This is a genomic window from Roseateles sp. GW821-FHT09G03, from assembly GCF_059416045.1.
This window is the reverse complement of the sequence record NZ_JBWKOK010000004.1, coordinates 79165-91565: the sequence shown is the minus strand read 5'-3', so window position 1 is coordinate 91565 and position 12401 is coordinate 79165. Positions and strand designations below refer to the sequence as shown.

Here is a 12401-nt window from a genome sequence, read left to right as displayed (position 1 = left end):
GGTGAAATCCCCGTCGCCGCCGGCGTTGGCGGGACGCGCTGCGCACGCTTGTGCGCCAGCGCGCCAACCTGGCGCTCAGCTGCCCGGCGCCGTGATCCCGCGCGGCTTGACCATGTTGCCCACTTCGGTGGACAGTCGGCGGCGATCCTCGTCGGTCATGGCCGGGGCGCATTCGCGCTTGCCCAGCATGGAGCCGGTGCGTTGTTCACGTTCGCAGACGAGCTTCGGAGCGTTCTCGGCTTGCGCGGTCTGTGTCGTCTGCGCGGTGACGCCATCGCTGGCGCAGGCGGCGAGAGCGAGCACCGGTGCGGCGGCGAACAACAGTCGGATCATGGCGGGCTTCCCTGGTGGCGCCGGAATGCGAGTCCCGGCACATTGATGAAGCCGGGGATGCTAGCAACGCCCCCCGGACAGGCGTCCTGGGGAGAACGCGACCCACCCCCTTGCGAGGGAGCGCGGTGCGCACCGGCGATGATGTCGTCTTCACGCAGCATCCGACTCACCCCCAGGGAGGCCCTGCATCACTACCCGCAGCCGCCGCAGATCCATCTTTTCGGGAGGCACTTTCTTGACCCCAGGACTCAAACGTTTCTTCGCCAGCGAATCGGCCGGCGGCATCGTGCTCGCCATCGCCGCCGTCGTCGCGCTGATCCTGTCCAACTCGCCGTGGCGGGAGTTCTACGCCGCCTTCACCCGCATCGAGGGCGAAGTCCGCATCGGCGGCGACTGGCTGGTCCTCGCCAAGCCGCTGCTCGTCTGGGTCAACGACCTGTGGATGGCCGTCTTCTTCTTCCTGGTCGGCCTGGAGATCAAGCGCGAATTCGTCAGCGGCGAGTTGTCGGAGCGCTCGCAGGCCGTGCTGCCCCTCGTCGCCGCGCTGGGCGGCATGGTCGTCCCGGCGCTGATCTACGCGGGCCTCAACCTCGGCGACCCGGTCGCGCTGAACGGCTGGGCCATCCCCGCAGCGACCGACATCGCCTTTGCCATCGGCATCGTGATGCTGCTGGGCAGTCGTGTGCCGGCCTCGCTGAAGGTCTTCCTGACGGCGGTCGCGATCATCGACGACCTCGGCGCCATCGTCGTCATCGCGCTCTTCTACACGAGCCAGCTCTCGCTGACGGCGCTGGCCGGCGCCGCGGCCTGCCTGGTCATCCTCTTCGCGCTGAACCGCGCGAAGGTCAAGCGTGCCGACGTCTACATCGTCGTGGGCCTGGTCCTCTGGACCTGCGTGCTGAAGTCCGGCGTCCACGCCACGCTGGCGGGCGTGGCCACCGCGCTCTTCATCCCGTCCGACGACGACGGCCACGGCCACTCGCCGGCCGAGGACCTCGAACACGCGCTCCATCCCTGGGTCGCGTTCCTGATCCTGCCGATGTTCGCCTTCGCCAATGCCGGCGTGTCGCTGCTTGGACTGAACGCCGGCGACCTGCTGCATCCGGTGTCGCTGGGCATCGCGCTGGGCCTGCTGCTGGGCAAGGCGATCGGCGTGTTCGGCAGCTCGTGGCTGATGATCCGGATGGGCCTGGCGCAGAAACCGGGCGGCGCGGACTGGGTCCAGCTCTTCGGCGTCTGCGTGCTGTGCGGCATCGGCTTCACGATGAGCCTGTTCATCGGCGGCCTTGCGTTCGCGGGCCACGGCCCGGACTGGGAAACCCGCGTGAAGCTGGGCGTGCTCGGCGGGTCCATCCTGTCGGGCGTGGTGGGGACGCTGATCCTGCTGCGCAAGCGCGATTGAACGCGTCGATCCGTCCATGAAGAAGGGGCCCGCGGGCCCCTTCGTCGTTCATGCACCGGCCCCTCTGCCGGAGCGCTTCCTTGCTCAGTGCTTCTCGCTCGGACCGTGCGACAGCAGCTTGTCCGTCATCGCGATCGCCAGCGCCGACAGCAGGAAGGCCAGATGGATGCAGGTCTGCCAGATCAGCGTCTTCTCGCTCAGGTTCTCGACGTTGATGAAGGTCTTGAGCAGGTGGATCGACGAGATGCCGATGATGGCCGTCGCCAGCTTGACCTTCAGCACCGAGGCGTTGACGTGGTCCAGCCACTCGGGCTGGTCGGGGTGGCCTTCCAGGTGCAGCCGCGACACGAAGGTCTCGTAGCCGCCGATGATCACCATGATCAGCAGGTTGGAGATCATGACCACGTCGATCAGCGCCAGCACGGCCAGCATGATGATGGTCTCGTTGAGCTTGGTGACCGTGATCCCGGGGTTGTAGCCGACGCTGCTGACCAGCAGCTTCAGCGCCTCCTGGTTGCCGAAGGCGGCCTCGACGAGGTGCACGAGTTCGGTCCAGAACTGGAAGACGTAGACCGCCTGCGCCAGGATCAGGCCGATGTAGAGCGGCAACTGCAGCCAGCGACTCCCGAACATCAGATGCGAGAGCGGGTGCATGCGCTTGCGCGCGGTCTCGGCCGGGGGCTTCGGGCTGTCGGTCATCGGGGTAAGTCCTTCAAGTCGTAACTGGCGGGAACCGCCAAACCGGGCGATTTTAGTGAGAGCATCGCATCGGCTCTTCTACAAGAGTAAGCACATCGTCAGTGTGAAAGCGGAGAGTTCGGCCGAGTCTGAACCCGAGTTCGAAGATCCCTGCCTGTACGGAGACATAGGCCCATGACCAATACGATCAGTGACAAGAGCAGCGACAAGATCGTCTACAACCCCCCCGCATCCGCCGTCCAGGGCGCCCACGTGTCTGGCCTGGCCGCCTACGAGGCGTTGTGCAAGGAAGCGGAGGACGACTACGAGGGCTACTGGGCCCGTCTGGCGCGCGAGCTGCTGAGCTGGAAGCAGCCCTTCACGAAGGTGCTGAACGAATCGGACGCGCCGTTCTTCAAGTGGTTCGAGGACGGCAAGCTCAACGTCTCCTACAACTGCCTGGACCGTCATGTCGAAGCCGGCCGCGGTGACCGCGTCGCGATCATCTTCGAGGCCGACGACGGCACCACGACCCGCGTCACCTACGCCGAACTGCTGGCCAGAACGGCGCAGCTGGCCAACGCGCTGAAGGCGCGCGGTGTGAAGAAGGGCGACCGCGTCGTCATCTACATGCCGATGTCGGTCGAGGGCGTGGTCGCGATGCAGGCCTGCGCGCGCATCGGCGCGACGCACTCGGTGGTGTTCGGCGGCTTCTCGGCGCAATCGCTGCGCGACCGCGTCCAGGACGCCGGCGCCGTGATGGTGCTGACCGCCGATGAACAGGCACGCGGCGGCAAGTCGCTGCCGCTCAAGGCCATCGTCGACGAGGCGCTCGCTGACAACAGCTGCCCCACGATCAAGCACGTCATCGTCTACAAGCGCACCGGCGGCAACATCGCCTGGGTCGCCGGCCGCGATGAATGGCTGCACGACGCCGTCGCCGGCCAGGCCTCGAGCTGCGAGCCCGAATGGGTCGAGGCCGAGCACCCGCTGTTCCTGCTCTACACCTCCGGCTCGACCGGCAAGCCCAAGGGCGTGCAGCACAGCACCGGCGGCTACCTGCTGCATGCCGCGCTGACCACGAAGTGGACCTTCGACCTGAAGGACTCCGACGTCTTCTGGTGCACCGCCGACATCGGCTGGGTGACCGGTCACACCTACATCACCTACGGCCCGCTCGCGCTGGGCGGCACCGAGGTCGTCTTCGAAGGCATTCCGACCTTCCCGGACGCCGGCCGCTTCTGGCAGATGATCGAGAAGCACAAGGTCACGATCTTCTACACGGCGCCGACGGCGATCCGTTCGCTGATCAAGGCCGCCGAAGCGAACGAGGCCGTGCATCCGAAGCGCTACGACCTCAGCTCGCTGCGCATCCTGGGCTCGGTCGGCGAGCCGATCAACCCGGCTGCGTGGGAGTGGTACCACCAGCACGTGGGCGGGGGCCGCTGCCCCATCGTCGACACCTTCTGGCAGACGGAGACCGGCGGCCACATGATCACGCCGCTGCCGGGCGCGACGCCGCTGGTGCCGGGCTCCTGCACGCTGCCGTTCCCCGGCATCACCGCGGCCATCGTCGACGAGACCGGCAACGACGTGCCCAACGGGCAGGGCGGCATCCTCGTCGTCAAGAAGCCGTGGCCGTCGATGATCCGCACGATCTACGGCGATCCGGAGCGCTTCAAGAAAAGCTACTACCCGCCCGAGCTCAAGGGCTACTACCTGGCCGGCGACGGTGCCATCCGCGACGCCGACAACGGCTACTTCACGATCACCGGCCGCATCGACGACGTGCTGAACGTGTCGGGCCACCGCATGGGCACGATGGAGATCGAGTCCGCGCTGGTCAGCTGCACCGAGCTGGTGGCCGAGGCGGCGGTGGTCGGCCGCCCGGACGACACCACCGGCGAGGCGATCTGCGCCTTCGTCGTCCTCAAGCGCGCGCGCCCGAGCGGCGACGAGGCCAAGGCCATCGCCAAGCAGCTGCGCGACTGGGTCGCGAAGGAGATCGGTCCGATCGCCAAGCCCAAGGACATCCGCTTCGGCGACAACCTGCCCAAGACGCGCAGCGGCAAGATCATGCGGCGCCTGTTGCGCTCGGTCGCGAAGGGCGAGACGGTCACGCAGGACACGTCGACGCTCGAGAATCCGGCCATCCTGGAACAGCTCGGACAGGCCTATTGAGGACCGCGGCCGACGTCACGCGCGGGATGCGCGTGGCATCCCGGTTGTCATCGGTTCCTTGACCGTTTCTCCTCTGAAAACACGTGCAGCCCCGCTTTCGCGGGGCTTTTTCTTGCGCTGGCGCAAGCCGACAACCGCCTCGACGCCCCGACCCTGGGGAGCGGCTGGCCTTCTCGTGCCAGCGCGGGCGCCAGCCACACTCCCTCGGGTTGTGGAACCCGAAGGCGCGCGGGCCAAGAATTCCGGCTCCGTTCCGTCAGGAGCGGTGCCCGCGATCATGGCGGCGCTCGGGCGACACGGCGCGCCAGACGTCGCCCTCACAGAAGGAGTCGTTTGTGGAATATTCGTTCACGCTCAAGGTCCAGATGCCGCCGTCGGACTGCGAGGAGGAGCCGTTGAAACAACGGCTGGCGTCCGTCGGCTGCAAGGACGTGCGGGTCGCCGTGGGCCTGCGCGGCAGGGTGATGCTGAGCTTCGCCCGAGGGGCCGAACGCGCCGACCAGGCCCTGCTCGGCGCGCTGCGCGAGGTCCGCAAGGCCATTCCCGGCGCGCGGCTCATCGAGGCGGGGCCGGACATGGTCGGCCTGACCGACGTGGCGGCCATGGTGGGCGTGTCCCGCCAGAACATGCGCAAGCTGATGCTGACGCACCCGATGAGCTTTCCGTCGCCGATCCACGAGGGCAACTCGTCCTCGGTGTGGCACTTGTGGGACGTGCTGCGCTGGATGCAGGGGCGCGGCGGCTACAAGATCGACGAGGCGATCCTCGAACTCGCGACGGTGGCCAAGGCCGTCAACCTCGCCCGCGAGAGCCGTCACCTGGACGATCGGCGGCGCGACGAGCTGCTCAAGCTCGTGGCCTGACGGGAGGTTCGAGGGCCCGCCAAAAGGAAAGGCCCCGAAGGGCCTGCAGATTCCGACGGGCAGGGGCGTCATCGGACGCCCGGGCTGCCCGGGTCGACGGTCACTTCGTCGTCAGGATCCACTTGGCCAGGGTCTCGGCCTCGGCCGGGCTGACCTGCGTGTTGGCCGGCATCGGCACCGGACCCCAGACGCCGGAGCCGCCCTTGATGATCTTCTCGGCCAGCTTCTTCGCCGCATCCTTGTCTGAGGCGTACTTGGCCGCGACGTCCTTGTAGGCGGGGCCGACCAGCTTCTTGTCGACGGCATGGCAGGCCATGCAGTTCTTCTTCTGCGCGAGCTCGGGGCTGGCGAAGGCGCTGGGCGCGGTCAACGTGGCGGCGAGGGCCGCGGAGATGAACAAGGCGTTTCTCATGGCATCCTTTCAGGTGTCGCCGGACCTCCGAATGGCGCCACAATCGCCGCCGCGGCATCACGAGTCGCGACGCAGGGCGAAGAGTGGCTGGGGGATTCCGGGCTCGCGCGATTGTAGTGTTGGGGACGCGCTCACCGGGTGCGCCGACGAGGAGAACGACGATGTGGTTGATGGTGATCGGTGTGCTGTTGATTCTTCTCAAGCTGGCCAGTGTCGGCCCGTTTGAAACGCTGAGCTGGTGGTGGGTGCTGTCGCCCTTCCCGGTGGCCGTCGTGTGGTGGGAAATCGCCGACAAGACGGGCTACACCAAGAAGCGGGAGATGGACAAGATGGACGAGAAGAAGGAGTCGCGCCGGCAGCGCCAGCTCGACGCCATCGGCCAGGGCGACAAGACGCGCAAGAAGCGCTGAGCGCGCTTCCGGCGCAGTCCCCTCACTCGAACTTGTCGAGCACCGCGCCCGAGCTGGCGCTCGAGGCGTTCTTCGCGAACTTCGCCAGCACGCCGCGCGTGTAGCGCGGCGCGGGCTTCCGCCAGGCCGCCTTGCGGCGCGCGAGTTCCGCATCGTCCACGTTGAGCTGCAGCAGCAGCTGCAGTGCGTCGATGGTGATCGAATCGCCCTCGTGCACCAGCGCGATCGTGCCGCCCTCGTAGGCTTCCGGCGCGACGTGGCCCACGACCATGCCCCAGGTGCCGCCGGAGAAACGGCCGTCCGTGATCAGGCCGACGCTCTCGCCCAGGCCCTGTCCGATCAGTGCGCCGGTCGGCGCCAGCATCTCCGGCATGCCCGGGCCGCCCTTGGGACCGAGGTAGCGCAGCACCATCACGTCGCCGGCCTTGATCTGGTTGGCCATGATGGCCGCGAGCGCCGACTGCTCGTCGTCGAAGACACGCGCCGGGCCGGTGATGACCGGGTTCTTGAGGCCGGTGATCTTGGCGACGCAGCCCTCGGGCGACAGGTTGCCCTTCAGGATGGCCAGGTGGCCTTGCGCGTAGATGGGATCGGCCACGGCGCGGATCACCTGCTGGTCGGGCGACAGGTCCGGCACGTCGGCCAGGTTCTCGGCGACGGTCTTGCCGGTGATCGTGATGCAGTCGCCGTGCAGCAGTCCGGCCTTCAGCAGCTGCTTCATCACGGCCGGGATGCCGCCGGCCTTGTGCAGGTCCACGGCCAGGAAGCGGCCACTGGGCTTGAGGTCGCACAGCACCGGGATCTTCGTGCGGATGCGCTCGAAATCGTCGATGGTCCAGTCCACCTCGGCCGCGTGCGCGATCGCCAGGAAGTGCAGCACCGCGTTGGTCGAGCCGCCGGTGGCCATGATCACGGCGACGGCGTTCTCGATGGCCTTCTTGGTCACGATGTCTCGCGGCTTCAGGTCGGCCTTGACGGCGGCGACCAGGTAGTCGGCGGCGCGCTTGGTGTTCTCGACGACCTCGTCCTCGACGTTGGACATGCTCGACGAGTAGGGCAGCGACATGCCCAGCGCCTCGAAGGCCGAGCTCATCGTGTTGGCGGTGTACATGCCGCCGCAGGAGCCGCTGCCGGGGATGGCGCGCTTCTCGATCTGGCAGAAGTCCTCTTCGCTCATCTTGCCGGCGCTGAACTGGCCGACCGCCTCGAAGACGCTGACGATGTTCAGGTCCTGGCCCTTGTAGTGGCCGGGCTTGATGGTGCCGCCGTAGATGTAGATCGCCGGCACGTTGGCGCGCAGCATGCCCATCATGCCGCCGGGCATGTTCTTGTCGCAGCCGCCGATCACCATCACGCCGTCCAGCCACTGGCCGCCGACGCAGGTCTCGACGCAGTCGGAGATGACCTCGCGCGAGACCAGCGAGTACTTCATGCCCTCGGTGCCCATGGCCATGCCGTCGGAAATCGTCGGCGTGCCGAAGAGCTGCGCGTTGGCGCCGGCGGCCTTCAGGCCGATGACGGCGGCGTCGGCCAGCTTCTGCAGGCCGGAGTTGCACGGCGTGATCGTCGAATGGCCGTTGGCCACGCCGATCATCGGCTTGCCGAAATCGCCTTCCTCGTAGCCCATGCCGTAGTACATCGAGCGGTTGGGCGCGCGCGCGACGCCCTCGGTGATGTTCTTCGAACGGCGGTTGGGCGCGTCGTCGTGAGGCGCGGCGGAGGTGCTGCTGGAGGCGTTGTTCTTGGCGTCGGTCATGGTGTCGTCCTGGCGAGCGAGGCTTGGAGCGGGCCAGTATGCGTCGGGCCTTCCTGCGGGTCCAATATATAGTCGAAGGCGTTTTGATTCATGTGATGTATCGATGATCGAGCTCCGTCCGTTGCGCCAGTTCCTGGTGCTGGCCGAGGAACTGCACTTCGGCCGCGCCGCCGAGCGGCTGCACATGACGCAGCCGCCGCTGAGCCTGGCCGTGCAGAAGCTGGAGGCGCAACTCGGCGTCCAGCTGCTGGAGCGTGGTCGCCGGGCCGTCGCGCTGACGGCGGCGGGGCAGGCGCTCGTCGAGGCGTCCGCCAGGCTCGTCGAGCAGGCGGACCAGGTGCCCGCCCGCGTGCGCGCGGCGGCCAGCGGCGAGGCCGGACGGCTGAGCCTGGGTTTCGTGTCCACCGTCGGTTACGGCGACATGCCGCGCTGGCTGCGGCTGTTCCGCGAGGCGCTGCCCGACGTGCAGTTGGCGCTGCGCGAGGCGACGCTCGACGTCCAGCTGCGCGGCTTCGAGACGGGCGAACTCGACGCCGGTTTCGCGATCCACGCGCCGGGCGCCGAACCCGCCGGTTTCGACTGCCTGACCGTGTCGACCGAGCCGCTGGTGCTCGCGCATGCCGAGGACTGGGCGCTGGCGCGGCGCCGCAGTCCGTCGCTCGAGGAGGTGCTGCGGGAGCCGCTGGTCGTGTTCCCGCGCGAGATCGCGCCCTCGCTGTTCGACGCGCTGCTGGGCTTCTATCGCGCGAACGGCGCGACGCCGCACATCGCGCAGGAAGCCATCCAGATGCAGACCATCGTCAATCTGGTGTCGGCGGGCATGGGCGTGGCCTGGGTGCCGCAATCGGTCTGCGCGCTGCAGCGGCCGGGCGTGCGCTACCGGCCGTGGCCGTCGGTCCGCGTGCCGGCTTGCGACACCAGCCTGATCTGGCGCCGGGATGCATCGCCGGTGGTGCACCGTTTCGTCGACCATGTCCGCGGTCAGATGAAGGGCCAGGCGAAAGTCAAGGCGTGACCCTCGCCCGACACGGCCCGATGGGGCAGCTCCGGCCTGTCTGTGCCGATGATGAAGACGAAGGTGAAGTTCCGTATTCGGGATGCGAGGGGCATGCAGGCCCGGCGGAGTTCTGCGACCATCTGGGGATGAAAGGACGTTTCCCGTGAAAGCTCCCCGCAAGAACGACGAAGCCGCGCGCCGCGGCACCTGGCGACGCCTGATCGGCGCGATCTGCGTCGTGACCGGTTTCTCGATGCTCATGAGCGTGGCCTTCGCGACATCGGCCCAGGCCGCGGTGTTGAAGGATCCGGCGCTGCAGGCGCTGCTCGACGCCGGCCGCGCGGACGATCTGGAGAAGCTGGCCTCGGAACGGGTGAAGGCTGATCCCGAAGATCCGCAGGCGGTGGCCGCATTGGCGCTGTCGCAGCTGGATCTGGCCGACAGCGCGGTGTTGAAGCAGAACACCCAGCGGCTGGAGCAATGCGTGCAGCGCACGCCGAACGAAGGCGCGTGCCACTACGCGCTGGCGCTGGCGCTGGTGATGCAGGCGCGCGGTGGTAGCAAGCTCAAGGCGCTGGGCTCGCTGGGGCGGGTCAGCGAACTGGCGCAGCGTGCGATGGCGCTGCTGCCCGACGCTCCCGAGCCGCGCAGCGCGCTGCAGCAGTACTACCTGGCCTTGCCGAGCTTCGTCGGCGGTGGGGAGTCGAAGGCGCGCGCGCTCGAGCAGGACGTGAAGGATCCGGCCCAGGTGAGCCTGATGCGCGCGCGGGTGGCGGCGTCGAAGAAGGATTGGCCGGCGATGGAGAAGGCCTTGCGCGCGGTGCACACGCAGCGGCCCGAGCTGCTGCTGGAGCTGCGCGTGCTGTGGAGCGATTACGGCCGCAACCTGTTCTTCGGCGAGCAGAAGGAGCGGGCGGTGCCGTGGTTCGAGGAACTGCTCAAGAGCCAGCCCAACCAGGCGATGGGCGCCTACGGCCTGGGCCGCGCGTACGACGCGCTGGGTCAGTACGACAAGGCGGTGGCGTCCTTCGAGCGCGCCCGCGGCATGACGGGCGCCGAGCAACTGGGCCTGGACCGGCGCCTGGGCAGCGCGTTGGCGGGCAAGGGCGACAAGGCCGGCGCGCGTGTCGCGCTGCAGCGCTGCGTGGACAGCCGCCGAGGCAGCCAGAGTGACATCGAGGACTGCCGCAAGCAGCTGGCGGCGCTGGGCGCCCCCTGACGCCCACCTCGGTGCCCCGACGATGACCTCGGTGGATCCGAGCGAGGCAGGCCGGGGCCCCTTGGAGCGAATTCCGAGCGGCGAGGAGGAGATTGAGCGGAAAGGGGCACCGGCCTGCCTCGCGGGCGCTCCAGTGCAGAGCGCTCCCTCGGTGCCATTTATGATTCGCGCCTTCTCGACGCGGTAAAGCTTCTTCATGTTGGTCCATCCCCAGTTCGACCCTGTCGCCATCAACATCTTTGGATGGCCGATCCATTGGTACGGGCTGATGTACCTGGCCGCCTTCGGCCTCTTTCTGTGGCTGGGCAACCGCATGGTCCGCAAGCCCTGGAACGCGGCGCGCGGCTGGACCCGCCGCGACATCGACGACCTGCTGTTCTACGGCGTGCTGGGCGTGGTGCTGGGCGGCCGGCTGGGTTACGTGTTCTTCTACAAGCCGGGCTACTACCTGAGCCACCCGGGCGAGATCCTGGCGGTCTGGCAGGGCGGCATGGCCTTCCACGGCGGGCTGCTGGGTGTGATCGTCGCGCTGGCTTTCTTCGCGTGGCGGCGGGGCTTCAACTTCCTCGAGGTCGGCGACATCGTCGCGCCCTGCGTGCCCACCGGCCTGGCCGCGGGGCGTCTGGGCAACTTCATCAACGGCGAGTTGTGGGGCCGCCAAGCCGATCCCAGCCTGCCGTGGGCGATGGTCTTCCCGCAGGCGCACGACGCCGTGCTGACGCCGCGCCATCCGTCGCAGCTCTACCAGTTCCTCGGCGAGGGCGTGCTGCTGTTCATCGTGCTGTGGATGTTCGCGCGCAAGCCGCGGCCGATGGCGGCGGTGTCGGGACTGTTCCTGGTCGGCTACGGCGTGGCGCGTTTCGTCGTCGAGTATTTCCGCGAGCCCGACAGCTTCCTCACGCTCGACAAACAGCCGCTGCACCTGAGCCAGGGCCAGTGGCTGAGCGCGCCGATGATCGTCGTCGGCATCCTCATGATGCTGTGGGCCTATCGCCGCGCGGCGCGACTGCAGGCGGCGCCCGCGGCCCGCTGAGCGGGGCGAATCCTTTTCGAGACCAGACATGCGTCAGATCTTCTTCGATACCGAAACCACCGGCCTGAATCCCGAATCGGGCGACCGCGTCGTCGACATCGGCTGCGTGGAGATGGTGAACCGTCAGCTGACGGGCCGCCATCTGCACTTCTATCTGAACCCTGAACGCGACATGCCCGAGGAGGCGTTCCGCGTCCACGGCCTGAGCATCGAGTTCCTGTCGGACAAGCCCAAGTTCGCGCAGATCGTCGACGAGTTCCTCGAATTCATTCGCGGCGCGGAACTGATCGCGCACAACGCGGCCTTCGACGTCGGTTTCATCAACGCCGAACTCAAGCGCTGCGGGAAGGCGCCGCTGCACGAGTGCGTGGAGAGCGTGCGCGACACGCTGCTGATGGCGCGGGACATGTTCCCCGGCAAGGCGAACTCGTTGGACGCGCTGTGCCGCCGGCTCGAGGTCGACAACAGCAACCGCGGCCTGCACGGCGCGGTGAAGGACGCGGAGCTGCTGGCGGAAGTCTTCATCCGCCTGACGCGCGGGCAGGACTCGCTGGTCATCGACGAAGGCGGATCGTCGTCGGGCGAGGGCGGTCAGCTGGAGGTCGTGGCCATCGACTTCAGCGCTTTCGATCTGCCGGTGATCGCGGCCACGCCCGAGGAACTGGCGTTGCACGACAAGGCGCTGGCGGACCTCGACAAGGCCAGCGGCGGCAAGCGCATCTGGCAGGTGCCCGTCGCGGCTTGAGCCACCCGACCCGGAGACGGGTCCGAGAGACGAGCGTCAAACAGTTCTTGAATCGCGTCAAATTCTCATGGCATAATCTTCGACTTTCCCGGACATCCAAAACCGCAGTTGAGCAAGGCGCTCAGTAGCAGTTGAGGACGACAAGACCGGGCGGTTAGCTCAGCGGTAGAGCACTGCCTTCACACGGCAGGGGTCGCAGGTTCGAACCCTGCACCGCCCACCAAAGTCTCTTCATCGAAGCCACTTTGTTCTTGTTGGAAATTCGGCGAAAACTCGGAACAGACCCGGTCCAGATACCGGGCGGTTAGCTCAGCGGTAGAGCACTGCCTTCACACGGCAGGGGTCGCAGGTTCGAACCCTGCACCGCCCACC

The 12401-nt window shown here is 67.6% G+C and carries 12 protein-coding genes and 2 tRNA genes; 10 read left to right on the top strand and 4 right to left on the bottom strand.

Annotated elements, in window-relative coordinates; genetic code table 11:
- Nucleotides 1-75 precede the first annotated feature (75 nt).
- Nucleotides 76-333: a hypothetical protein gene (locus tag AC07OZ_RS15940; RefSeq protein WP_495468070.1), complete on the bottom strand. Its 258-nt coding sequence runs from the start codon at nt 331-333 to the stop codon at nt 76-78.
- Nucleotides 334-568: 235 nt separating this feature from the next.
- Between AC07OZ_RS15940 and nhaA the strand changes: the two genes are divergently transcribed.
- A complete protein-coding gene (gene nhaA, locus AC07OZ_RS15935) occupies nt 569-1735 on the top strand; it encodes a Na+/H+ antiporter NhaA (RefSeq protein WP_495468069.1) in 1167 nt (388 codons plus the stop codon).
- Between the two features lie 84 nt (nt 1736-1819).
- Here the strand turns inward: nhaA and AC07OZ_RS15930 are convergent, their stop codons facing one another.
- On the bottom strand, nt 1820-2434 hold the full coding sequence (locus AC07OZ_RS15930; RefSeq protein WP_495468068.1) for a TIGR00645 family protein: 615 nt from the start codon (nt 2432-2434) through the stop codon (nt 1820-1822).
- A gap of 174 nt (nt 2435-2608) precedes the next feature.
- On the opposite strand from AC07OZ_RS15930, the gene acs reads away from it, so the two are divergent.
- Nucleotides 2609-4594: an acetate--CoA ligase gene (acs, locus tag AC07OZ_RS15925; RefSeq protein WP_495468067.1), complete on the top strand. Its 1986-nt coding sequence runs from the start codon at nt 2609-2611 to the stop codon at nt 4592-4594.
- 335 nt (nt 4595-4929) lie between these two features.
- Nucleotides 4930-5457 carry a helix-turn-helix transcriptional regulator gene (locus AC07OZ_RS15920; protein WP_495468066.1) on the top strand — a complete coding sequence of 176 codons (528 nt, stop codon included), beginning with the start codon at nt 4930-4932 and terminating at the stop codon, nt 5455-5457.
- Between the two features lie 100 nt (nt 5458-5557).
- Here the strand turns inward: AC07OZ_RS15920 and AC07OZ_RS15915 are convergent, their stop codons facing one another.
- A complete protein-coding gene (locus tag AC07OZ_RS15915) occupies nt 5558-5869 on the bottom strand; it encodes a c-type cytochrome (RefSeq protein WP_495468065.1) in 312 nt (103 codons plus the stop codon).
- A gap of 161 nt (nt 5870-6030) precedes the next feature.
- Here AC07OZ_RS15915 and AC07OZ_RS15910 point away from each other — a divergent pair, with 161 nt between their 5' ends.
- The gene (locus tag AC07OZ_RS15910; protein WP_495468064.1) at nt 6031-6279 is read left to right on the top strand and encodes a TIGR04438 family Trp-rich protein; all 249 of its coding nucleotides are present in this window, start codon (nt 6031-6033) and stop codon (nt 6277-6279) included.
- Nucleotides 6280-6301: 22 nt separating this feature from the next.
- Here the strand turns inward: AC07OZ_RS15910 and ilvD are convergent, their stop codons facing one another.
- Nucleotides 6302-8035 carry a dihydroxy-acid dehydratase gene (ilvD, locus tag AC07OZ_RS15905; RefSeq protein WP_495468063.1) on the bottom strand — a complete coding sequence of 578 codons (1734 nt, stop codon included), beginning with the start codon at nt 8033-8035 and terminating at the stop codon, nt 6302-6304.
- Nucleotides 8036-8138: 103 nt separating this feature from the next.
- Between ilvD and AC07OZ_RS15900 the strand changes: the two genes are divergently transcribed.
- From AC07OZ_RS15900 to AC07OZ_RS15875, 6 genes are all read left to right on the top strand, one after another.
- Complete coding sequence (locus AC07OZ_RS15900; protein WP_495468062.1) at nt 8139-9050, top strand: LysR family transcriptional regulator; 912 nt, start codon at nt 8139-8141, stop codon at nt 9048-9050.
- 145 nt (nt 9051-9195) lie between these two features.
- Nucleotides 9196-10251, top strand: coding sequence for a tetratricopeptide repeat protein (locus AC07OZ_RS15895; RefSeq protein WP_495468061.1), 1056 nt, complete (start codon nt 9196-9198; stop codon nt 10249-10251).
- Between the two features lie 196 nt (nt 10252-10447).
- Nucleotides 10448-11284 carry a prolipoprotein diacylglyceryl transferase gene (gene lgt / locus AC07OZ_RS15890; RefSeq protein WP_495468060.1) on the top strand — a complete coding sequence of 279 codons (837 nt, stop codon included), beginning with the start codon at nt 10448-10450 and terminating at the stop codon, nt 11282-11284.
- Between the two features lie 28 nt (nt 11285-11312).
- Nucleotides 11313-12029 (top strand): DNA polymerase III subunit epsilon, encoded by a 717-nt coding sequence (gene dnaQ / locus AC07OZ_RS15885; RefSeq protein ID WP_495468059.1) that lies wholly within the window; start codon nt 11313-11315, stop codon nt 12027-12029.
- Between the two features lie 148 nt (nt 12030-12177).
- Nucleotides 12178-12252: transfer RNA gene (locus AC07OZ_RS15880), tRNA-Val, on the top strand.
- Between the two features lie 75 nt (nt 12253-12327).
- Nucleotides 12328-12399, top strand: a tRNA-Val gene (locus tag AC07OZ_RS15875).
- The last annotated feature ends 2 nt before the right edge of the window (nt 12400-12401 follow it).